Annotated in this window: 21 protein-coding genes and 1 pseudogene; 9 read left to right on the top strand and 13 right to left on the bottom strand. The window is 64.9% G+C overall.

The window, feature by feature from the left end; translation table 11 throughout:
* Positions 1–281: 281 nt before the first annotated feature.
* Positions 282–932, bottom strand: a complete 651-nt coding sequence (locus E3227_RS10985) for an anti-sigma factor (RefSeq protein WP_144318495.1) — start codon at positions 930–932, stop codon at positions 282–284.
* Complete coding sequence (locus E3227_RS10980) at positions 919–1,341, bottom strand: sigma-70 family RNA polymerase sigma factor (RefSeq protein ID WP_246062979.1); 423 nt, start codon at positions 1,339–1,341, stop codon at positions 919–921. Before E3227_RS10980 ends, E3227_RS10985 begins: the two co-directional genes overlap by 14 nt.
* A gap of 342 nt (positions 1,342–1,683) precedes the next feature.
* On the opposite strand from E3227_RS10980, the gene E3227_RS10975 reads away from it, so the two are divergent.
* On the top strand, positions 1,684–2,199 hold the full coding sequence (locus E3227_RS10975; protein WP_144318493.1) for a DUF6764 family protein: 516 nt from the start codon (positions 1,684–1,686) through the stop codon (positions 2,197–2,199).
* Here E3227_RS10975 and E3227_RS10970 read toward each other — a convergent pair.
* The 4 genes from E3227_RS10970 to E3227_RS10960 form a co-directional block, all read right to left on the bottom strand.
* The gene (locus E3227_RS10970; protein WP_144318492.1) at positions 2,196–3,716 is read right to left on the bottom strand and encodes a SulP family inorganic anion transporter; all 1,521 of its coding nucleotides are present in this window, start codon (positions 3,714–3,716) and stop codon (positions 2,196–2,198) included. The genes E3227_RS10975 and E3227_RS10970 overlap by 4 nt on opposite strands.
* A gap of 32 nt (positions 3,717–3,748) precedes the next feature.
* Complete coding sequence (locus E3227_RS10965; RefSeq protein WP_144318491.1) at positions 3,749–4,522, bottom strand: hypothetical protein; 774 nt, start codon at positions 4,520–4,522, stop codon at positions 3,749–3,751.
* Between the two features lie 5 nt (positions 4,523–4,527).
* Positions 4,528–4,689: a hypothetical protein gene (locus tag E3227_RS11490; RefSeq protein WP_153257542.1), complete on the bottom strand. Its 162-nt coding sequence runs from the start codon at positions 4,687–4,689 to the stop codon at positions 4,528–4,530.
* A 222-nt stretch (positions 4,690–4,911) separates the two neighbouring features.
* A complete protein-coding gene (locus E3227_RS10960) occupies positions 4,912–5,418 on the bottom strand; it encodes a hotdog fold domain-containing protein (RefSeq protein WP_144318490.1) in 507 nt (168 codons plus the stop codon).
* A 166-nt stretch (positions 5,419–5,584) separates the two neighbouring features.
* On the opposite strand from E3227_RS10960, the pseudogene E3227_RS11775 reads away from it, so the two are divergent.
* From E3227_RS11775 to E3227_RS10925, 7 genes and pseudogenes are all read left to right on the top strand, one after another.
* Positions 5,585–6,688 (top strand): annotated as a pseudogene (locus E3227_RS11775) (alpha/beta hydrolase); the annotation flags it as partial.
* Between the two features lie 127 nt (positions 6,689–6,815).
* On the top strand, positions 6,816–7,316 hold the full coding sequence (locus E3227_RS10950; RefSeq protein ID WP_136651061.1) for a 2'-5' RNA ligase: 501 nt from the start codon (positions 6,816–6,818) through the stop codon (positions 7,314–7,316).
* A 10-nt stretch (positions 7,317–7,326) separates the two neighbouring features.
* A complete protein-coding gene (locus E3227_RS10945; protein WP_144318488.1) occupies positions 7,327–7,764 on the top strand; it encodes a hypothetical protein in 438 nt (145 codons plus the stop codon).
* Positions 7,757–8,809 carry a flavin-containing monooxygenase gene (locus tag E3227_RS10940; protein WP_144318487.1) on the top strand — a complete coding sequence of 351 codons (1,053 nt, stop codon included), beginning with the start codon at positions 7,757–7,759 and terminating at the stop codon, positions 8,807–8,809. The genes E3227_RS10945 and E3227_RS10940 overlap by 8 nt, the downstream gene beginning before the upstream one ends.
* A gap of 85 nt (positions 8,810–8,894) precedes the next feature.
* Positions 8,895–10,274, top strand: a complete 1,380-nt coding sequence (locus E3227_RS10935) for a purple acid phosphatase family protein (protein ID WP_144318486.1) — start codon at positions 8,895–8,897, stop codon at positions 10,272–10,274.
* 22 nt (positions 10,275–10,296) lie between these two features.
* Positions 10,297–10,719, top strand: coding sequence for a GNAT family N-acetyltransferase (locus E3227_RS10930; RefSeq protein WP_144318485.1), 423 nt, complete (start codon positions 10,297–10,299; stop codon positions 10,717–10,719).
* A gap of 71 nt (positions 10,720–10,790) precedes the next feature.
* Positions 10,791–11,207, top strand: a complete 417-nt coding sequence (locus E3227_RS10925; RefSeq protein ID WP_144318484.1) for a VOC family protein — start codon at positions 10,791–10,793, stop codon at positions 11,205–11,207.
* Here the strand turns inward: E3227_RS10925 and E3227_RS10920 are convergent.
* Complete coding sequence (locus E3227_RS10920) at positions 11,204–12,556, bottom strand: DHA2 family efflux MFS transporter permease subunit (RefSeq protein ID WP_136651075.1); 1,353 nt, start codon at positions 12,554–12,556, stop codon at positions 11,204–11,206. The genes E3227_RS10925 and E3227_RS10920 overlap by 4 nt on opposite strands.
* A gap of 73 nt (positions 12,557–12,629) precedes the next feature.
* Positions 12,630–14,621, bottom strand: coding sequence for a bifunctional metallophosphatase/5'-nucleotidase (locus tag E3227_RS10915; protein WP_246062690.1), 1,992 nt, complete (start codon positions 14,619–14,621; stop codon positions 12,630–12,632).
* A 152-nt stretch (positions 14,622–14,773) separates the two neighbouring features.
* On the opposite strand from E3227_RS10915, the gene E3227_RS10910 reads away from it, so the two are divergent.
* Positions 14,774–15,280, top strand: a complete 507-nt coding sequence (locus E3227_RS10910) for a pyridoxamine 5'-phosphate oxidase family protein (protein WP_170228679.1) — start codon at positions 14,774–14,776, stop codon at positions 15,278–15,280.
* Positions 15,281–15,316: 36 nt separating this feature from the next.
* On the opposite strand, the gene E3227_RS10905 is transcribed toward E3227_RS10910, so the two are convergent.
* The 5 genes from E3227_RS10905 to E3227_RS10885 form a co-directional block, all read right to left on the bottom strand.
* Complete coding sequence (locus E3227_RS10905; RefSeq protein WP_144318661.1) at positions 15,317–16,378, bottom strand: DUF4185 domain-containing protein; 1,062 nt, start codon at positions 16,376–16,378, stop codon at positions 15,317–15,319.
* Between the two features lie 341 nt (positions 16,379–16,719).
* Positions 16,720–17,670, bottom strand: coding sequence for a hypothetical protein (locus tag E3227_RS10900; protein WP_144318481.1), 951 nt, complete (start codon positions 17,668–17,670; stop codon positions 16,720–16,722).
* 4 nt (positions 17,671–17,674) lie between these two features.
* Positions 17,675–18,091, bottom strand: a complete 417-nt coding sequence (locus E3227_RS10895; protein ID WP_144318480.1) for a cupin domain-containing protein — start codon at positions 18,089–18,091, stop codon at positions 17,675–17,677.
* Positions 18,092–18,161: 70 nt separating this feature from the next.
* Positions 18,162–20,510 carry an ATP-binding cassette domain-containing protein gene (locus E3227_RS10890; protein ID WP_144318479.1) on the bottom strand — a complete coding sequence of 783 codons (2,349 nt, stop codon included), beginning with the start codon at positions 20,508–20,510 and terminating at the stop codon, positions 18,162–18,164.
* Positions 20,507–21,436, bottom strand: coding sequence for a DUF808 domain-containing protein (locus tag E3227_RS10885; RefSeq protein ID WP_006840728.1), 930 nt, complete (start codon positions 21,434–21,436; stop codon positions 20,507–20,509). The genes E3227_RS10890 and E3227_RS10885 overlap by 4 nt, the downstream gene beginning before the upstream one ends.
* Positions 21,437–21,443 lie beyond the last annotated feature (7 nt).

The raw sequence follows: 21,443 nt of genomic DNA, 5'->3' as shown, positions 1-21,443 counted from the left end.
TCCTCGTCATCAAGGTCGTCTCCTAAAACCAAAATGAGGGGCTGCCCAGGGAGGGGGGTTCCGTCGAAACGGCTCAACATATAAGAAAAATATCATATATCTAGGTGGGGTGCTGGTGGTTTGGTTGCGAAAAAGACCGGCCCCCTTGTGTGGACCGGTCTCTTGTCTAACGGGTTGCGGGGATTAGAACGGGAAACCCGGGATGGGCGCCGGTTTTGTAGCTCAACTAGTGGTGTGCCTTAGAAGGGGAAACCGGCGGACGCCTGCGAAACCTGCGCCATCTAGTCCAACGGAACCAGAACCAGCGGCTCGGAGGGGGCCTCGGCGGCCCCGCCTGCTTCGGCAGTGATCATGAACTCCGAGGCATCCCGGAAGCCCCCCACCTCGACCTGCGTGTGGTCAGTGACATCAGCGGGACCCATGGAACCCAGCGAGCGGGCGCCATCGGAGGTGCTAACCCACATCTGGTACACGGTGCCCTCTGGGGGAGGTGGCACATTGTCGAGCTCGAGGCGGGCGACGTCTCCGCCTGGTTCAAGCGTGATCGTCAACGTCCCATCAGCCACGTTAGCGGCGTACACTTCGGCCTGCTCCTGGGTTGGGTTGAACGCGACCCACGCCCCCGCGCCAACCACTATCGCCGCGGCCGCGGCTGCGCCGAAGAACCACGGCGCGCGCGTGCTGCGCGGCTCATGGGAGCGTTGGGCCACTTCGCGGAGAAGCCGCTTGCGCAACCCAGCGGGTGCTGGGGTGGCCTCTGGTGCGGACACGGCGGCCAGGGTATCGCGGTGGATCGCGAGCCAGTGGTCGAACTGCGGCGACCTCGTCGCCTCAGGCCAGCGCGAACGCGCCTCATCCTCGCTCAGCGCCGAGGTTGCCACCAGCGCGGCGATTCCCTCGACATCCGCTGGTGCGGAGTCAGAACTGTTCATTGCCCAGACACCTCCTCAGGCCGGCGAGAGCTTTACGGATCCTGGATTTGACGGCGCTTGTCTCAATCCCCAGCGTAGAGGCGATCTCACTGTGGGTAAAACCCTCGAAGTACGCCAAGGAGAGCGCCTCCTTCTGGCGTTCTGAGATGGCCTCCATGCAGTCGCGCACGGTGCGGCGGGCCTCATTGAGTGCCGCGATGTCTTCCCCACTGGGGTGCGACTCGGGTGGGGTGCGTTGGGCGTCGAGACGCTCGCGCGCTCGTCCCGCCTCGATGCGGCGAACCGTGTCGACGGCGCGGCGATGCACCAACGACATGATCCAACCGGCGGCAGAGCCGCGCACCGGGTCGAACGCAGCCGCGCAGTCCCACACGTTGAGCCACGCGTCGTGGGCGACATCCTCAGCCAGCGCTGGATCCCTGACGACACGCAGCGCGATGCCGTAGGCGCGCGCGGAAAAAAAAGTCGTAGAGCTCGGCGAATGCGGCGCGATCGCCGGCGGCTCAGAGCTGGATTAAATCCTCGGCCACGTCATGCGCCACTCGGGGCGCTGCCTCTTTCACTTCGAAATCCTCGTGCTCATCGTGTGAGTAAGCATAAGGTCACCTTTAACTGTGCTACCCCCGCTCGGGGGTGTGGTGAAACGCGTGGGTATCCACGTTGACGCCGGCAACGAACACACACTGCAAGGCTTCCGTGGCAACACACAGCTACGGGGCGAGACACTACATCTTGAAAAGGACTCAATGCTATGAGCATCACCTCGTCTGTGCGACGCGCATCCATCTCCCTCACTGTTGCAGCCGGCGCTGCAGCACTCGGCATCGGCACCGCCGCGGCAGCCCCCGCACCTTCCCCGATTCCGCAACCCACCCTGGGCAACGTCCAGTTCGCGGGTGCGCTTCCGGAGCAGATCGCTACTAACGGCAACGCTGCAGCCACCGCGGCGAACGCAATTGCCCTGGGCGTGTCCGTCGATGGCGGCCGCGCGGTCGCCAACGCAACCAACTTTTCCGGCCCCGCGGCCATCGCCGTCGGCCCGGCCTCTCACGCCGAGGCGTGGGGCGTGAACCCGGGCCTGGCGATCGCGGTTGCTGGCCCGAACAGCACCGTTCGCGTTTCCGGCACCGAGCCGACCCAGTGCTCCGGCGAGTGGGGCCTGGCGGGCGACTTCCAGACCCTGACGGGCTGCGTGGTCTACATAACCCCGAACGGTGCGGTTAACGTTCCGCTGGATTCCCGTCCGCTGCTGAACTCCTCCCGCTAAGAATCCCCACCCAGCTCGCGGGTGAGCCGGGCGTGGAACGAGTTTGTGAAATCGTTCATGCCCGTGATCTCCACCGTCTTGCCGTAGCGCTCGTACTTCGCTTCAATCGCGTCGAGGGCGGCGACGGTGGAGGCATCCCAAATGTGTGAGCGGGACAGATCAATCACAACACGGTCCGGATCGCTCGTGTATTCAAACGCCGTGGTCAGGTCGTTGCTTGACGCGAACAGCAACTGCCCGTCGACGAAGTAGCGGGCGGTTTCGGCGTCAGATTCGCGGCGGACTGAAAAGAGGTGGGACACCCGCCGGACGAACATCACGGATGCTGTGAGAACGCCGACGATCACGCCGATGGCGAGGTTGTGCGTTGTCACGACAACCGCGACGGTGACAGCCATGACGAACGTCTCGCTGCGTGGCATCCGCCTCAGCGTTGCGGGTGAGACCGAGTGCCAGTCGAACGTGCCCACGGACACCATGATCATCACGGCGACGAGAGCCGCCATCGGGATTGTCGCGACCACATCGCTGAGCGCAACGATCAGGATGAGCAGGAAGACACCCGCAAGCAACGTCGAGATCCTCGTGCGCGCCCCGGAGACCTTGACGTTAATCATGGTCTGGCCGATCATTGCGCAGCCGCCCATGCCGCCAAAGAGGCCGGAGGCGATGTTGGCCACGCCCTGTCCCCACGATTCGCGGGTCTTGTCGGAATGCGTGTCGGTGATGTCGTCGACAAGCTTGGCCGTCATGAGAGATTCCATGAGTCCGACGAGCGCGAGGCCGAGGGCGTAGGGGGCGATGATCCGAAGCGTCTCGAGTGTCAGTGGAATGTTCGGAATGAACAGCTCCGGCAGGCTGCGCGGTAGCTCTCCCTGGTCGCCGACGGTAGGCACGTTAAGGGCGAACACCAGCACAATCGCCGTGACGACCACAATGGAGACCAGCGGCGCGGGAATGGCCGTGGTCACGCGCGGCAACAGCACGAGGATGGCCAAGCCAAGGGCGACGAGCGGGTAGACGGCGAGGGGGACGTCGATAAGCTGCGGCAGCTGCGCCATGAAGATGAGAATCGCCAGCGAGTTGACGAAGCCGACCATCACACTGCGCGGAATGAAGCGCATCAACTTAGCCACACCTAGTGCGGCAAGCACGATTTGAAAAAGGCCGCCGAGCAAAACGGTGGCGACCAAGTAATCCATGCCGTACTCGCGCGCCACCGGCGCGACGACGAGCGCAATCGCCCCGGTCGCCGCCGAAATCATCGCGGGCCGCCCGCCGACAACCGCGATGGTGATGGCCATGATCACCGACGAATACAGGCCAACCTTCGGGTCCACTCCGGCGATGATGGAAAAGGAGATCGCTTCGGGAATCAGCGCGAGCGCGACTACCAGCCCGGCAAGCACCTCGCGCAGCAGCGTGCGTGGATCGCGCACGGCTTCGCGTATCGACGCCTGCCCGCGGTAGCGGACGCGGTCATCGGTGGTCGCCGTGCTGAGCGGGGGATTCGTCATCGGATTTCCTGGATCGGTCTGGCGGCTGCGGACTACCCAACTTTAACTGCGGCCTCGCTGGTTTCGATAAACGAAGGCGCTCCATGCCCGTGCAGCCACCCTGGACCCGACGGAGATCCGTGTCGGCGAACATCCTCGTCGCGCTCGAGCACTAGCGTTACTGCACATCGACAGCGAGCGGTTCCCTGACTCGGGGCGGGCCGATGGGGCAACGATGGATCGGATTGCCACCACATCGTCTCCGGGTCAACGGTGAGGGTCACCCACTTGCCCACGAGTGGTCCCCACTGTGCGGAGTCATCATGGTACTCGCTGTGTTCTCCGAGAAAGAGCTGATCCGTCGTTCGAGTAACCGAACCCCCGCCAGATTGCATCGCGGCGATTGGGGTCGGCGCGTCGAGCTGCAGGACGTAGTAGACGTTCGGAGCCGGCTCGCCGTTCATGACCTCCGTGGTAGAAAGCGCGAGCACCGTTCCCGTGAACTGGGTACCCGCCGGGGTTGCCGCGGCAGCAGGCGGCTGCGTCGGTGCGACACCGAGCGAGGCGAGGCCGGAGCGGTCGGTGGAGTCTTTCCTCTGGATCTCGTACTGATCTCCCCCAAGGCCCCGGGTCGTTACTTGCCTGCCCGTGGGGACAACTGTGGTGCCCTCCGGGGCGTAGAGCTTCGAGGTGCTCATCGGCTGCACGGATTGGCCCACAGTCTCCCACAGGCCCTGGCCGCTGTTTGAGGCGTAGACCCAGGAACGGGACCCGCCCACACCGGCCGCGCCGTGCACGGGGTAGGAGGAGCCCAGCAAGGGTGTCACACCGGTTAGCGCGGTAGCGAGGTACACGCGGCTGAATGCGGGGCGTTGACCGTGACCACCATGTCCGGCTCGTTGTCGCCGCTAGCTTCCACGATGGCGCAGGAGTGCGTCCCGTCGGGCGCGAAGCGGGAGCTGGGGTCCGCAGAGTACGGCCCGAGAGAATCCAAGATCCCGGAAAATGCTGTCTTTCGAGCGCTCAGGTTTTCCGTCTCCGACGGGCTCCGGGGTCGGCGCGGCCGCGTTCGACGCTCCGTTGGCGAGGTCGTCGGGGTGAGGTACGTGGGTGGTTATGGTAACCGTCCCGCGCTACGATGTCGCGCCAGCGCACCCGGTGAGAACAACGCAGAAAGCGGTGACGGTGGCGGCTGCAGTGGTGCGCCTCATGAGCTCTACGACCTTTTGCTGATCCAGATATCTATGTCTGCGGTGACGGCTGTCGTGCCCGCGTCGTCGACAAGCGTACATGCGACGGTGACCAACTGCCCGCCACTGTCGCGGGTGATTGTGGAGAAGTCGGGCCACTGTGCCGCAGCTGTGACGGTGAGGCCCCCGGTGGACTTCGCCGGGTAATCCGCGTGCATGCCGCGCGGAATCCAACGGTGCGTCGGCGGCACGGTGGCCTCTGCCAATAGACCCATCGCGGCCTCAGCACCGTTGAGCGCGGCAATCGCGTGGAAAGTTCCGATGTGGTTGTTCACGCCCCACCACTTCGGGATGCGGACGGTGCAGTGGCTGCCCGGGACGAGTTCCTGGATCCGGGGGAGCACAGTCCGGAAGTAGGGTGCCTTGAGGGCGTAGAAGGCCGAAAACAACCCGCGTTTGACGGGAGAAGCCGAGACCCTTTCCCACAGTTTCGCAATCTGGTTCGGTGTGGCGGCGTGCGCGGTGAAAGTCATGGGGGAAATGCTAGCAGCCGGAAACCATCGGCAACGAGGAAAACAGAAGCAAAATTGTCAGGAAGCCCACATTTTTTCGCGATACGCTCGTGATGTCGATATCCGCAATAAGCGATCCTACCTAGGTGTCACGGATGTCGCGTGGACACAACGAAAGGAATAAAAAATGTTCTCCAGGAAATGTGCTGTGACGGCCGCCATCGCTTCTGCTGCCGTACTCGGGTATGCGGCGGTGACATGGAACCGCGAGAAGGAGCAAGAAGTGAAGCAGGCGCGCAAGGAGGCGTCGGTGCCGTGGAGTGCGGCCGCAGCCGAGCTCGCGATCGACGAAAGTGCTGTGGGAACGGTGCTAGATTCCGAGGTTCTCGAGACAGAGAAGATCATCTCCGCGCCGAACGGGTCCAAAACACTGCTCGTCACCTACGGCGCCCGCAACGCGCACGGCAGCCCGATCAAGGTAACCGGGCTAGTGACATTCCCCGAGGGGGAGGCGCCGGAAGGAGGCTGGCCCGTGCTGAGCTACGCCCACGGCACCACGGGCATTACCAAGGAGGCGGCACCCTCGACAGCGATCGGCACCCACCCCGACCACGAGGCGTTTACCCTGGTCGTCGATTCCTACCTGCAGACGTGGCTGGACAAGGGCTTCGCCGTGATCCAGCCGGATTATGTGGGCCTGGGCACCTCCGGCAAGGGCACCTACATGGACCGCCACTCGCTGGCCTCGTCGGTCAACGAGATGGTTCGTGCCACCCGCGCAGAGTACGGCTTCGCCGACTCCTGGTACAACACCGGGTGGAGCCAGGGAGGGTTTGCAGCCGTCGCCGCTGCCTCGGCGGACGATGTCGCCACGGGCTTGAAAAAGACGCTGGCGATCGCGCCGGGCGACACTTTCGTACCCTCGACTAAGGTCCCCGGGGTTGCGGCGAAGGCGATGGTTGCCACGATCGACGAGAAGAACCTCGCCTACGCGTCCTACGCGATCAAGGGGGCGATGAACTTCAACAAGGGAATCAAAGCCGATGATTTCCTGAGCAAGAAGGGCAAAGAAGTCATGGACTTCGCCTCCCGCGCGTGCCTGACCACATTTAAGGAGGAGAACAAGGTTACCGGCAAGGAAATTCTCAACGACCACCCGAAGCTTACGGCGCTGCTGGAACACCTCGATTCCAACTCCATGGCGCACATGCGCCCGACCACACCGATCTACATCTTCAGCAGTGAGGACGACGAGATCATCACCTTTAGCCAGATCAGCGCCGCGGCGAAGAAGCTCCAAGCCAACGAGGGCACCGACGTCACCTTCGAGGTGCGCACCGGCGAGGGCCACCGCGACATGGTGCGCCGCGCGCTTGAAGACCAGGCTCCCTTCCTCCCGGAGCTGCAGTATTTTCACCGTGCAGTCCACGTCGCCGGAGAACATCCTGCTGCGTCTTGCCCGCGAGCAAGAGCAGCAGGTTGTTCGTATTTACGAGGAGTTGGCGCGCCGCGGCTTCCCGCAGCAACACCAGCGCCCACACGTGACGGTGACGTTCGCGCAAACCATGCGCACGAGCGTGGTGGGGGAGGCCGCGGTGCTCCTGCCCCCGCTGTTACCCGCCGAGCTCGAGCGCGTGGGCACGGTCGTCTTCGGGACCAAGAGCAAGCAAACCGTCGCCTGGCTGCTCGAAGCGCCAGATTCGCTTGACGACGCCGCCCGGCGCTTAAGCGCAATGAACCCCGATGGCCGCGGCCCGCGCTGGATCCCCCACCTGACGATGGGGTTGCGCCTACCGAAGGCGATAGTGCCCGCCTACATCGAGGCGCTCGCCGAGGTGACGAATCCGCACCTGCGGTCGCTGACCGCCGAGGTAGCCGCGTTTTATCAGCCGCAGCTCGGGGCGGAACTCGTGCTCTAAAATGGGCGGTGTGACTTCCCGCTACCGCTTCGACCTGCCTAACGACGACTGGTTTATCGGTGAAGCCCCCGACGGCTACGACTTCATCGTCGCCCGCCGCGGGGCCTTCGATGCGTTCCGCCCCAACATCGGCGCCACCACGATCCCGGTCGCTGACGGCACTGCGCTGTCGACGGTGATGGAGCAGTCCGCGCAGGCCACGCGCGAGAAATCCCGCGACTTCCGCATGGCTGAAACCGATGCCGGGCGTCAAACGCTGAGCTTTAGCGTCGCGACGCCCGCGGGCGATCTCGCACTCACCCAGCACCAGGCGTTCTACCCGGTCACGGGTGAAGAGGGAGACACCCGCGTGCTGTGCGTGGTGATGTCAGCGGCTTCCCGCGACGCCGCCGCGCTTGCCGGAGACTTCGACGCCTTCCTCGACTCCCTGCGCTTCGACGATGCCTAACCGCGCTAACCTCGGGGAGGTGACAACCAGCGTCGCCGTCATCGGCGCTGGCCAGGCGGGGCTGTCCGCCACCTTCCACTTGGCTCGCCGCGGCATCGATCACGTCACGGTCGACGCCTCGCCATGCGCGGGAGGCGCCTGGCTGCAGCGCTGGGACACGCTCACGGTGGACAGGCTTAACAGAATTTTTGGCCTGCCGCTTTTCGACGCCCCCACCCTCGACCCGGAGCAAAAAGCCTCCGTGGCGGTCCCCGCGTACTTCGCCGACTTCGAGCGCCGCATGGGCCTCAACATTGCGCGGCCGGTCCGGGTGCTCACCGTGAGCAAAAGCGGCGAGGAGTTCCTCCTGGACACAACGGCGGGACGGATCCGCGCGCGCGGCGTGATCAACGCCACCGGAACGTGGGAGAACCCGCTGCGCACTGATTACCCTGGCCAGGGCGAATTTCAGGGGCGACAGATCCACACCCACGACTATTCCGGGCCGGAGGAGTTCGCCTCCCAGCGCGTCGCCATCGTCGGCGGGGGCATTTCCGCGCTGCAGCACCTCGAGGAGATCTCGCGAGTGGCCGAAACCCGCTGGTACACCCGCCGCCAGCCCGAGTTTGTGGAAGGCTTCGACGGCCGCGATGTGGAGGAGCGCGTCGCGGAGAGTGTGGCCCGCGGTGAGCCCGCGCGCTCGGTTGTGTCGTACACGGGTCTGTACGCGGATGCCCCCTACATTGTCGCGGCGCGTGAGCGCGGGGTGCTCAAGCGCCGGGAGATGTTTCGCAGCATCACAGCAGACGGGGTGATCGAGGCGGATGGGTCGTTGACCAAGTGCGACGCGATTGTCTGGGCAACCGGTTTCCGGCCGTCGCTAAGCCATCTCGCTGGGCTCGGCGTCGTCAACGAGCGAGGGGGAGTGGCGGTCGACGGCACGCAGGTGTCGGGAGAGCCGATGCTGCACCTGATTGGGTTCGGGCCCTCGCAGTCGACGGTCGGGGCGAACCGCGCCGGGCGCGAGGCCGTGGTGAAGCTGCAGCGTGCGCTTCGCAAAAGGTAACCAGACAGTCATGTGCAGTACACGTAAATGTTACTAATGTGTGCTGTTATTGACAGGTAGATTTCCGCCGAGCCGAAGGTTGAACATGACCCGCAAAACCCTGGCCGCCGCCGTCGTCGCGCTGAGCCTGACCGTGACCCCCGTTGCCAACGCCCAGATGAGCTCGAGCTCGTCGCAATCGTCCTCGGCCCCGGGCTCCTCCGCCCCCAACACCGGCGCTGTGTCCGGCCCGATCTTCCGCGCCGCCACCGGCATCGGCGCTGATGAGAAGAGCGTCAACTTCTCCTGGCGCTCCACCTACACCGGTGATGAGGTTGTGCGCATCCACCCGGTGTCCAACCCGGATGCGGTCATCGAGGTGGCAGGGCGCGAAGCCGATTACGGCGCCATCGCGTACCTGTCCCGCTTCGCCGAGGTGTCCGACCTAACCCCGGGGGAGACGTACTCCTACCAGATCGGTTCCGACGCCGGCGGCTTCAGCGCGCCGGAAAGCTTCACCATTGACGACGGCGACGATTCCTGGAAGTTCGTCGCGGTGAGCGACGCCCAGATCGGTGTCAATCTCAAGGTCGCCGAGCAGGGCGCGATGTGGCGCACGACCGCGGGCAACGCAGCAGCGGCCAACCCCGATGCATCGCTGTTTGTCAGCCTGGGCGACCAGGTGGAGGGCTGGGGCGACCTGATCGGCCGCTACGGCCAGTACAACGAGTTCTTCTCGGCCCCGCAGCTGCGCAACTACCGCTTCGCGGCGATTGAGGGCAACCACGAGACGTACCCGAGCGGTGCTAGCACCCGGCACTTCAAGGAGCACTGGAACCTGCCGAACGAGCTTGGGGAGACCTCGAACTACTTCTTCGAGCAGAACAACGCGCTCTTTATCGCGCTGAACTCCAACCGCAAGGACGACGCGGGCCTGGCCGAGCAGGCACAGTTCGTGCGCGACACGGTCGCGGCCCACGGCGGCGACAAGGACTGGATCATCGTGCTCAACCACTTCGCGTTCCATTCCCACGGCGGTCGCTACACCGACGACGACATCGTGCGTATGCGGAACGTCTTAAGCCCCGTGTTCTCTGAGGTCGGCGTGGACGTTGTGCTTAACGGCCACGACCACATGTACAACCGCTCCTACCTCATGAACGGCCTTGAGCCGGTTGTGCCGGGGGCGCCCGCGGAGCCCGGTGACGTGTTGCACCAGGGTCCGGGCGAGGTTCTCTACCTGACCCTGAGCACCGCCGGCGGCGGCAAGTTTTACGACTTCGAGGGCAACGACGGCAACGAGTACCCGGGCATGACGCTCGCCGAGGCGCGCGAGCGCAACCTCAACCGCCCGACCATCGCGTTCTGGAACCAGGACTACACCCCGGACTACTCCGTGGTCAGCGTTGAACAGGGCAGCCTCAACATCCTCAGCGTCAACGCCGCAGACGGCTCGCTTGTCGACGACGTCACCCTGACCAAGTAGGCGCCCAGTACCCTCGGCGTACATGATGACTGTGCGCGCAGCCGTAGCTGAGGACCGGGACAGCGTGGTCGGGGTGTGGGAGGCCTCCGGGATCAGCCAACCCTGGAACGACCCGCCCCACGATTTCGACCGCGCGGTCGCCGCCGAGAACTCCGACGTGCTCGTCGTCGAGGACTCCGCGGTGTCGAGGATTGCGGCGGCGTGCATCGTCGGCGACGACGGCCACCGCGGCTGGGTTCACATGGCCGGAGTGGCGCCTGATGTGCAGCGCCAGGGGGTGGGAAATCTTCTGGCCCACGGGGCGCTGGACTGGTTTCGCTCCCGCGGGTTGGCTTCCGCTCACCTCTTGATTGCCCAGGGCAACACTGCGGGGGAGCAGTTCTGGCGGCAGGTCGGTTTCTTTCCGCTTGAGGCCTCTTCATGGGGGATCCGCCTGGAGCCCTAGCACACCGTGCGGGATCGCGCTTGCCGTGTGATAATTGGTTTGCCCACCCATACTACCCACTGGAGGCACCCATGACCACGACGTTTCCCTACATTTCCTTCCCCGGCAACGCAGCAGAAGTCTTCTCCTACTACCAGTCCATCTTCGGCGGCGAGCTGACCGTCATGACCTACGGCGACCTGCTCGACAACGGCGCCGAGTTCCCCTTCGACGCGCCGCGCGACGCCGTCGCCCACGGCACGCTCGTCGGCACCTTCAACCTCACCGGCGGCGACGACTTCAGCAAGGACTCTAGCTCCATCGCGCGCGGTGACATTTCGTTCATGATCGATGCTGCCGACACCGACGAGGCCAAGCAGCTTATCGACGCTCTAACCGCAGACGGGGGCAAGGTCACCATGCCTTTCGATCAGGCGCCGTGGGGAGGCTACTTCGGCCAGTGCGAGGACAAGTACGCGATTGCCTGGAACGTCTCAGTGGACGGCTAGTCGTCCCACGACTTCGTCTTAGCAAACCCAGTAGCTACCGCCGCGCCGAACAGCAGGACTACCGCCGGTAGCCACATGGAGTGGCTCATGGCGCTGGCGAACTCAGCGCCGCCCGCGCCGGGGCCCATCTGCGCTCTGATTTGGGCGGCCATCGTCGCCGCGATCGCGGCGGAGCCAATCACGGCGCCGACCTGGCGCACCGTGTTGTAGACCGACGAGCCCGCGCCCGCGAGGTGGGGGTCGAGGTTGCGCGTGGCAATCATCGACAACGGGCCGAACATCATTGAGTTACCCAGGCCGTTTAGCACCGAGATGGCGAGCAGCCAGTGCGGGTCAATCGCGGGGGTGGTGATCAGCGCCATGAGCGCGATCGACAGGCTGTTTAAGGTCAAGCCCGCGATGGCGATCGGCTTCGGCGAGCGCGTGTTCGTGAGCTTGCCGATGTACGGGGAAAGCACCCCGGCCATCACGCCGGCGGGCAACACCAGCAGCGCGGCGTGCGTGGGGCTGAAACCGCGCACCTGCTGGACGTAGATCATCCAGGGGATGATGAAGGTCGACACCGCGAATCCCACGGTGGAGATCGCGACCGCTGCGAGCGCGTAGTTGCGGTCCTTAAACAGGGACAGCGGCACGAGCGCCTTCGTGCCCATTCGGCGCTGCCACGCCACAAAGCAGGCGAGAAGAACAAGGCCGGTGCCGACGAGTACCCACACCGGCCACGACCACTGCAGTCGCTCGCCTTCCTGGATGCCGAAAATCAGGCTGAACATGCCAATCGCGCTGATTGCGACGCCCACCCAGTCGAAGGCCCGGGCCGTGTTCTCGAGCACCGGGACAAAGCGCCACGCTAGGGCGAGTCCGACCACGCCCACGGGGACGTTGACGAAGAAGATCCAGGGCCAGCCGGCGGCCTCGACAAGCAAGCCGCCCACGAGCGGGCCGGTGATCGTGGCAACGCCGGCGGTCGCTCCCCACACGCCCATCGCGCCGCCGCGCTCGCGGGGGGAGAACGTGCGGATCATCACACTCATCGTCTGCGGGGTGGCGATAGCCCCACCGAGTCCCTGGAACGTGCGCGCGACGATGAGCGTCTCAATGTTCCCCGCTAGGGCGCAGGCCAGGGAGGAGATCGTGAATAGGGCGAAGCCCCCGATGTAGAGCCTTCGGGGGCCGAAACGATCACCGAGGCGGCCCGTGATCAACAGCGGTACCGCATACGCGAGAAGGTAGGCGCTGTTGACCCAGATGACCTGGTTGTAACCGGCGCCGAACGCGTCGGTGATCGCTGGGATCGCGACCGAGACGATGGTGGAGTCGACCAGGATCATGAAGAACCCGATCATCATGGTCCACAGCGCCGGCCACGGAGAGGTTTTGCTGGGCACGGCGCTTACTCTACGCCCGGTGGATTACTGGGCCCTAGATCTGCAGCCCAGGCACTGCGTTGCGCAGCAGATCGAGGATCTGTGGCAGGAAGCCACCGACAGCCGCCGCGATTCCGGCGATGATGGTGACAAACGGGGCCAGCGCGCCGAAGGAGGAACCGCCGTTCGGGGTGTTCTCAGCGGCCCCTTCAACGGTAACGGGCACGGTGACGTCGGTGCCGGCGTCGGTGGTGATGCGCAGGGTGTAAACGCCGGCAAATTCCTTCGGGATGCCGAAGGTCAGGCTCGCCTTACCGGCCTCGTTGTAGTCGGCGGGGCCGAAGTCGTAGTCGATATCGGAGGTGTACTTCAGGTCCCCGAGCTCGATGGTGACCGTCTTGGCTGTCTCGCCCAAGGTGTAGATCAAGGAGGACAGGTCAATCGTCGCGGCTTCGCCGGCGACGAGCGGGGTGGCGATGTGGACGCCGACGTTCGACTGGCCGGTGCGCGGTGCGGGAGCGTCGCCGCCGCCGAGGTAGGAGGTCAGGTACTCGGTGAACGCCTGGATGTCGATGTAGCCGAGCTGCGCCAGCGGGGTGCCCTGGGCCAGCGCGGTGAAGCTGTCGCCGCCGTTGAGCAAGAAGGTGGAGCCTGCGACGACGTAATCCTTGTCGGGGTCGAGCGGCTGGCCGTCGATAAGCACGCTCGTGATGCGATCGCCGTCCGCGCGGGTCGGGTCGTAGGTGTAGGAGACGTTGTCGGACACGCCCAGGGAAAGCATGGGGCGGGAACCTTCAGCGCCCTTTTTCCACTGCTGCTCCAGGGCGGCCTTGAAATCCGCGCCCTTCAGCGTGGTGTAGGTGATCTCGTTGCCGAAGGGCTGGACAGCGAAGGCATCGGCGTAGGTCACCTCGCCGGCCTCGAGGTCGGCGCGCACTCCGCCTGCGTTCATCACAGCGATGTCCGGATTGACCTCGCTGTTGTTGGCGACGCCCCATTTAGCCACGTTGGCGAGCAAGTTGTTGAGCTGGGATTCGACGCCTCGGTTGGAACCGGAATCGGCCCCGGCGTTCGCACCGCGGTACAGGGGGCTGTCCAAGGTGCCGATGACCTCGGCTCCTGCCGCAGCGGCCGCGGCCTTCGCGGTGTCGATCACGGCCTGGATCTCTGCGTTCGGGGTGTCGCAGTCCACGATGTCCGCCGGACGCAGAAGCTCGGCCTTTTTCACCGTGAGGGTGTCGGTAGAAGGATCGTAGGAGAAGTTGACGTTAGCCAGGCCCTGGGAGTACTGCGCGGCCTGAATGATGAGGGGGGAATCACCGGTCGGATCGACGTACTGGTGGGTGTGGCCCATGAAGACAGCGTCGATGTGTTCCGACCACGTGCTGGGATCGATGTTGCCCTCGTGCGGCAGGGCGATGACGACATCGGCCTCGCCTGAGTCAGTCAGCGCCTCTGCGCGCATGTTGATGGCGTCGACCGGGTTTGCCCAGGTGATGCCCTCGATGCCGGCAGGGCTAACCAGGTTGGGCATGTCGTCGGTGACTGAGCCGATGAAGGCGACCTTGACGCCGTCGAGGTCCATGATCTCGTAGTCCTTCACGCCCGTCGACCGGTCGAGGCCGTCGGCGCCGGCGGCGAGGTAGGTCCAGTTAGCCTCAGGGACGACGCGCGTTGTAAAGTCCTGCGCGCCCTTGTCAAACTCGTGGTTGCCCACTGCCGAGACGTCGAGACCCATGAGGTTCATGATGTCGATCGTCGGCTGGTCGTCAAGAATCATCGATTCGAACGGCGAGGCACCGATGAGGTCGCCCGAGGACGTGAACGCGTGCGCGCGGCCCTCGGCAGCCTCGTCGACGGCGCACTTGAGCGCCACGGCGCCAGGGATCGACTTGTTCGGGTCCTTCGCGTCTAGCGTTTGCTCCCAACGGCCGTGGAAGTCGGTGATGTTGGAGACGGTGAACTCGCTGACGGGCTGTGCCGAGGCGAGGGGCAGGCCAGCGAGCGCGAGGGCGCTGACCGACACAGTGGCGAGGGAAATGGTCACGGAGCGAAACCGCATGGGGACAGGTCCTTTCACAAAGCACATGCAGGAAGTTATGCGATGATCACCATAGGGTTCCAAGGTGGATCGCAGGTGCCGGCTTGTTGAACAATTGGTTAAGCTTCCCGCGCCCACATGCGGGTATCTTGGCAACCATGAGCTACCTTGATTCGGATTACCTCGGGGGCCTGTCGTCACTGACCGGAAGCGCGCCCGCTTTCGACACCGCCAACCTACCCGACGACCCCTTCGAGCTTTTTGCCCAATGGTTCGAAGCAGCAGTCGCCGCGGGCTGTGACGACGTGCGCGCCGCGACGGTGGCGACGGTTGACGAAAACGGCGTCCCCGACGCGCGCGTGATGAACCTCATGGAGCTCAGTGACACCGGCTTCTGCTTCGGCACCGGCGCGGACTCCACGAAAGTGGAGCAACTCAGCGACAGCCCCGTCGCGGCGCTGAACTTCTGGTGGCAGCCGATGAACCGCGCGGTGCGCGTCCGCGGAGCCGCGCGTCTCGACGGCGCATCCGACGAGCACGTCAACATCCTGCGCGTCGAACCGGTGCGCTTGGAGTTTTTCCAAGCAGTTGACGCACGCAACGCCACCCGCGTCGAGTACAGCTACGAGGCCAGCGGGTGGGTCGCCACGGTGCTCGACCACTAAGTGCGGGTTGGCGTTGGTGGGGGCGTCGATAAGCGGCTAGTTCGTGGCTTGCTCGAGCAGAGCATCCTCGAGGACCTGCTCCTCGACGGCCGCGGCCGGCTGCTCCTCGACGCTCACGACCTCAGGGGCCTGAATCGCGGGCTTATCGACGCCAAAATACGTGTCCAGGCCCTTGACGTTGAACTGGGTGGAGTTGTAGCGGCTGTTGTTGGACGTGTTCCACTGCGAGATCACGATGTCCATGTTTGCCAGGGTTGAGCCCGGCACGATGTAGGCGCCATAGGGCTGGGAGAAGTTGAGCGGTGTTTGCTCGTTGGTCCAGCTGCCGTGGCGCGCGACCACCGCCACGGGCACCGAGTTCCAATTCTGGGCAAGCGTGTCGGAGACGCGGACCTCGATCTGCAGCGTCTGCTCGTTGAACATTGCCAGCACCCAGTGGCCGTCGATGAAGCGCAGGTTCATCTCACCGGCCTGGACTCCGCTCAAGATCGGCGCGCCGCTTGTCGACCACGAGCCCGTTGCGGGGTTGAATACCTCCCACGCCGAGCGGTCGGCGATGTTGTCGAGCATGAAACGCGACAGGTAGACGGGGTGGTCGCGCTTGAATGACGACGACACCACGTAGATGTAGCCGTCCTGGCCGCGCTCCCAGGAAATCAAGTCACCCATGCCGCTGAGGTAGGTCGTCGGCGTTGTGCCGAGGCTCGCCCACGTGCGCCCGTTGTCCGTTGACTTCCAAATTTCCGTGTGCAGCACGTTGCCGATGCCGCGGTTCCACATGCCCTGCATGTACAGCGTGCCGTCGATGTTAATCATGTCGGAGGGAATGAGCGTGAGGCCGTCGACGTGCGGGTAGTCCAGCAACTGCTCGACTTTATCGCCGGCGTTGAGCGGGCGGATGATCTCGATGATCCCGTTGACTAGCTGCGCGACCACACCCACCGGGCTCATCCACTCGCCGCGCAGGCCGGTCTCGCGGAAGGAATCGCCGAAGATGAGCGCGAAGGTGCCGTTGTCTAGCGGGGCCATGATGCCGAGGTCGCCGGAGCGGAATCCCACCAGGTCAGAGATGCCGGGGCCAAGAATGTCACCCATGATCTGCACGATGAACTCTCCGGGCATGACCACAGGGGTGCCCGGCTCGGTGTGGTTGAGATCAGGCGCGGTCGGGCGCGTGCCACTTGAGCTCAGCGAACTTTGTGCAGTCGCCGGGGATGACGCGAGATTGAAAAGCGTCGTTGCGCTGAGAGCAGCGATGGTGACGAGGGCTAGGGTGCGGGAGGTGATGCGCATGGGACTTCGGGGACTGGCTTCGGTAATTCGGTTCGGGAACGCTGGGGACTATACCGGTCTGGGGGGTGCGCTGGGGAGCTTGTTGGTGGTGCGGGTTTTCTTGAGGTCTAGCACCTATACCTCAGCGCGCCCGAACAAAACCCGAACTACCGACGGTGCCGCCCACCCTTGGAAGCGTCTTGCTGCTCGCGGCGGATGCGCATCTTCTCCACCTCCGTGAGGTAGGCGGCCGACGACGCCCGAAAGCTCGTCGTAGGCGTGAAGTCAATCGAAGCCGGACCCGCCACGGGGCGAGATCGACGAGCCGGCGCAGCGATATCTTCCGGGTCGATCGCAGCGTCACGTTCCACAACCACCGACCACGTTCCGTCGGGGAACGTGACCAAGTTCCAGTCGCGCTCGGGTTCCGGCGCCGGCACAGTTAACGCTGGTACGGGGGCCGGCTCCGCGGCCGGTTCGGAAACGTCGAGGCCAACCATCGCGTCGATGATGTGGGCGCGGGCGTAGGAGGTGGGGGCGTCGATAAGCGACGCTAATGCGGCGTTGTCGGCATCAGAGACGGTGCCCAGTACGCGCCCGTCGAGGGTGATCACGACGGCGTCGCCGACAATCGACAGACCAACCAGCCATTGGCCGGGGGAGCGCGCAGCCAGCTCGGCGGCGGTGAACTCGCCGGTCGAGGTGTCGACGGCGATCATGTCGCCGGGGCCGAGAACGACCGCGCCCGCGGGGGCATTGTTGCGGGGCACGCACATCTGTGGCGGGGGCAGGTACACCTGCACATCGCACCGACCTCGCTCAGAATCAAAGCGGGCTCCCGCGATGGTGCTCGGCACGAAGCCAGACGCGTGGATGCGTTCGATGGCGGGGAAGCGGCTGCGCACAGCCGCAGTGATGGCACCGATCACGTGCTCGCCCGCGCGCACTCGCCAGCCGCGGGTCAGCGGGTCCGGCTCAAGTCGAACCTCGAGGTAGGTGGTGCCGAACGTGCTGGTCACTTCGCTGAAAAGCAGCGCCTGGACCAAGTGGTCGACGTCAATCTCTTCTGCTGCCCCCCACGCCGAGGGCGCGAGGGGGTAGACGGTCGGGCCGCTCACGTAACTAGTGCTCAGCGGCGTCCGCGTCCGCCTTGGTGGCGTGGAAGGTGCCGTGCTTGTGCTCCGGAGCAGCGTAGATGGAGTACAGCTTCGCGGGCTCGTCGCCCTCGTTGACGAAGTTGTGCCACTTGCCGGCCGGCACGAAGATGGCGAAGTCGTCGTGGACCGTCTCGTCGAGCTCGAGCTCGGTCTCGCTCGTGCCGATCATCGCGCGCAGGGAGCCAGCCTCGAGGCGAAGGAACTGATCGTGGTCGTCGTGGATCTCAGCGCCGATCTCGCCACCGGCAGGAATGGTCATAACGGTGAGCTGCAGGTGCTCGCCGGTCCAGAGGGTGTCACGGAAGGCGTCGTTGTCGACCGTGGCCTTCTCAATGTCTACTGCGTAGGGCTTCGGGCCGTGATCTCCAGTGCCGTGAGACATACTAATCTCTCCTTACATACCGAGTACGTTTACACCTTCGACGATACCCCTTATTCGGCCTCGGGTTTGGCTAGCTTGAGAACCTTCGCAGATACACCCCGGTAAGCGAGTCGGGGTTCGCGGCGACAGCGCTCGGGGTGCCGTGGGCGACGATGCGGCCGCCAGCGGAGCCCGCGCCCGGGCCGAGGTCAATGATGTAGTCGGCGCGCGCAATCACGGCGGGGTTGTGCTCGATGACGATGACGGTCGCGCCGGCGTCGACAAGCCGGTCGAAGAGGTCTACCAGCGCGGCCGAGTCGGCGACGTGCAGCCCTGTGGTCGGCTCGTCGAGAACGAACATCGTCGCCTTGTCCGACAGATGGCTCGCGAGTTTCAGGCGCTGGCGCTCGCCACCGGACAGGGTGGTCAGCGGCTGGCCGAGCGTGAGGTAGCCCAGGCCCACGTCGACGAGGTGGCCGGCGATGCGCGCGGCTGCCGGGACCTTGTTCTCGGTGAAGAACTCCGCGGCACGCACGGCGGGCATGTCCAGCACCTCGGCGATGTTGAGCCCGCCGAAGGTGTGCACGAGCACGGCGTCGTCGAAGCGCTTGCCCTCGCACACGTCGCACGTGATGTCGACGCCCTGCATCATGCCCAGGTCGACGTAGACGACGCCGGCCCCCTTGCAGTTGGCGCAGGCGCCTTCGGAATTCGGCGAAAATAGGGCGGGTTTCACCCCGTTGTGCTTGGCAAACGCCTTGCGGATCGGGTCCAGCGCGCCGGTGTAGGTCGCGGGATTCGATCGGCGCGAGCCGCTAATCGAAGCCTGGTCCACCCACACGGCGGAATCATCAAGCGGGATCGCGCGCACGAGCGAGGACTTGCCGGAACCCGCCACGCCGGTGATCACGGTCAGCGCCCCGCGCGGGATGTTGGTGTCCACACCCACCAGGTTGTTCTCGCTCGCGCCGCGGATCTCGAGTGTGCCGTCGCCCGCCCGGCACTCCGCGTCCGGCTTGAGCCGGTAGCGCTTGTGCAGGTGGCGGCCGGTGATGGTGTCAGAGCGCTTGAGCGTATCGACGCCCCCCTCAAACACCACCTCTCCACCCGCGGCACCCGCCCCGGGGCCCAGCTCGACGACGTGGTCGGCGATCTCGATAGTCTGCGGCTTGTGTTCAACCACGAGCACTGTGTTGCCCTTGTCGCGCAGCTGCAGAAGCAAGGTGTTCATCCGCTCGATGTCGTCGGGGTGCAGCCCGGCGGTGGGCTCGTCGAAGACGTAGGTCACATCCGTTAGCGCGGAGCCGAGGTGGCGGATCATTTTTATGCGCTGCGCCTCGCCGCCGGACAGCGTCGACGTCGGGCGGTCGAGGGTGATGTAGCCGAGCCCGATGGTGACGAAGTGGGCCAGCGTTTCGCGTATCGCGAAGGTAAGCGGAGCCGCGGAGGCGTCGTCAAGCTGAGCGAACCATGCGGCGAGGTCGGCGACTTCCATCGCGCACAGCTCGGCGATGTTCTTGCCGCGGATGCGCGACTCACGTGCGTGGTCGGCAAGACGCGTGCCACCGCAGGCGGGGCACGGCGCGGTGGTGACGGCGCGCTCGACGAACTCGCGCATCGCCTTTTGCATTCCCTCCTTTTCCTTGGTCAGCAGGGACTTGCTCAGCTTCGGTATCAACCCCTCGTAGGTGGTGTTGATGCCCAGGAAGTCCACCTTGCGCGGCTCGGCGTACAACAAAGTGTGCAGCTGCTCGTCGGTGAACTCGCCGACGGGCCGGTCGGTGGGGAAGAAGCCGGAGTCCGAGTAGTGACGCAGCTGCCACGACCCGGGCTTGTACCCGGGCACCGTCACCGCGCCCTCATCGAGCGATTTCTGCTTGTCGACGACCTCGTCAACGTCCAGGACCGAAGCACGCCCCGTGCCTTCGCAGTCGGGGCACATTCCGCCGGTGCGCTTGTAATCTTTGAGGACCTTTTTGTTGCCGCGGGCGTCGGTAAGCACGCCCCCGGCGCTGACGGAGGGGACGTTGAAGGAGTAGGCGCCGGGGCCGCCCGCGTTGGGTTGCGCGATGCGGGAGAACAGCACGCGCAGCATGGCGGTCGCGTCGGTCGCGGTTCCGACGGTGGAGCGCGCGTTCGTGCCGAGCTGGTTTTGATCTACGATGATCGCCGTGGTCAGACCCTCGAGGCGGTCGACGTCGGGGCGCGCCATCGACGGCATGAAGCCTTGGATAAATGTGGAGTAGGTCTCGTTGATCAGCCGGCGCGATTCGGCGGCGATGGTGTCGAAGACCAGCGAGGACTTGCCGGAGCCGGATACGCCCGCGAACACGGTCAGGCGCCGTTTCGGGATGTCGAGGGAGACATTTTTGAGGTTATTCTCGTGCGCCCCGACGACGCGGATGAACTCGTAGTAGTCCGCCGCGCGCGTGTCACTCATCGGCTCGGCTTGGCAGGCAGCATCTTCTTCACCAGCGTGACGACGCCGACGACGAGAAGACCCGTGATCAGTCCGACGATGAGGGAGACGCCTGTGTCAACGAACCAGCCTGCGACGCCGCCACCGACGGCTTCCTGGCCGGAGACGATGATGTCGTGCAGCCAGTGCAGGCCGAACACCTCGTCGAGACCGCGGATAATGAGGTGGCCGCCGACCCACAGCATGGCGATCGTGCCGATTATGCCGATCGCGCTGAGCACGTACGGCATGGCCTTAACCAGCGCGCGGCCGAAGCCCACAGCATTGCCGCGGCGGATCATGCCGAGGCCGATGTCGTCGATCTTGACCAGCAGGGCCACCGCGCCGTAGACCGCGAGGGTAATAAAGATGCCCACTGAGGCGAGGACCGCCGCCTCCATCCAGATCGGCTCGTCCTTGACCTCGTCGAGGGCGATAATCATGATCTCGGCCGAGAGGATCAGGTCCGTGCGGATTGCACCCGAGACCAGGGCGTCTTCGTCCTTTTCGTCCTTCTCGGTGCCCTGGGCGTTCTCGTGGGTGTCGTGTGAGGAGAAGAACTTGTGCAGGATCTTCTCCGCGCCCTCGAAGCAGAGGTAGGCGCCGCCGATCATGAGGATCGGCACCAGCGCCCACGGGGCGATGGCGTTGAGCAGCAGTGCGATCGGGAGGATAAAGAGCAGCTTGTTGCGGAACGAGCCCTTTGCAATGCGCCAGATCATCGGCAGCTCGCGCGCCGGGGTGACGTCGCGCACGTACTGCGGGGTCACTGCGGCGTCGTCGATCACCACTCCGGCGGCCTTGGCGGAGGTCTTGGCGGTCATTGCGGCGACATCGTCGGCGGATGAGGCGGCGGTGCGGGCGATCAGTGCGACGTCGTCAAGCAGCGCGAGTAGGCCACCGGCCATGGTGTGC

This window comes from Corynebacterium sanguinis (assembly GCF_007641235.1).
GTDB classification, from domain to species: Bacteria; Actinomycetota; Actinomycetes; order Mycobacteriales; family Mycobacteriaceae; genus Corynebacterium; species Corynebacterium sanguinis.
The sequence above is the reverse complement of the archived record's forward strand: the minus strand, read 5'-3'. Positions and strand labels throughout refer to the sequence as shown.

Excerpts from the sequence above, each read along its gene's own strand:
- E3227_RS10985 (WP_144318495.1), bottom strand. The coding sequence starts at position 932 with ATGAACAGTTCTGACTCCGCACCAGCGGATGTCGAGGGAATCGCCGCG.
- E3227_RS10975 (WP_144318493.1), top strand. The coding sequence starts at position 1,684 with ATGAGCATCACCTCGTCTGTGCGACGCGCATCCATCTCCCTCACTGTT.
- E3227_RS10970 (WP_144318492.1), bottom strand. The coding sequence starts at position 3,716 with ATGACGAATCCCCCGCTCAGCACGGCGACCACCGATGACCGCGTCCGC.
- E3227_RS10960 (WP_144318490.1), bottom strand. The coding sequence starts at position 5,418 with ATGACTTTCACCGCGCACGCCGCCACACCGAACCAGATTGCGAAACTG.
- E3227_RS10940 (WP_144318487.1), top strand. The coding sequence starts at position 7,757 with ATGCCTAACCGCGCTAACCTCGGGGAGGTGACAACCAGCGTCGCCGTC.
- E3227_RS10935 (WP_144318486.1), top strand. The coding sequence starts at position 8,895 with ATGACCCGCAAAACCCTGGCCGCCGCCGTCGTCGCGCTGAGCCTGACC.
- E3227_RS10930 (WP_144318485.1), top strand. The coding sequence starts at position 10,297 with ATGATGACTGTGCGCGCAGCCGTAGCTGAGGACCGGGACAGCGTGGTC.
- E3227_RS10925 (WP_144318484.1), top strand. The coding sequence starts at position 10,791 with ATGACCACGACGTTTCCCTACATTTCCTTCCCCGGCAACGCAGCAGAA.
- E3227_RS10920 (WP_136651075.1), bottom strand. The coding sequence starts at position 12,556 with ATGATGATCGGGTTCTTCATGATCCTGGTCGACTCCACCATCGTCTCG.
- E3227_RS10910 (WP_170228679.1), top strand. The coding sequence starts at position 14,774 with ATGAGCTACCTTGATTCGGATTACCTCGGGGGCCTGTCGTCACTGACC.
- E3227_RS10895 (WP_144318480.1), bottom strand. The coding sequence starts at position 18,091 with ATGTCTCACGGCACTGGAGATCACGGCCCGAAGCCCTACGCAGTAGAC.
- E3227_RS10890 (WP_144318479.1), bottom strand. The coding sequence starts at position 20,510 with ATGAGTGACACGCGCGCGGCGGACTACTACGAGTTCATCCGCGTCGTC.
- E3227_RS10885 (WP_006840728.1), bottom strand. The coding sequence starts at position 21,436 with ATGGCCGGTGGCCTACTCGCGCTGCTTGACGACGTCGCACTGATCGCC.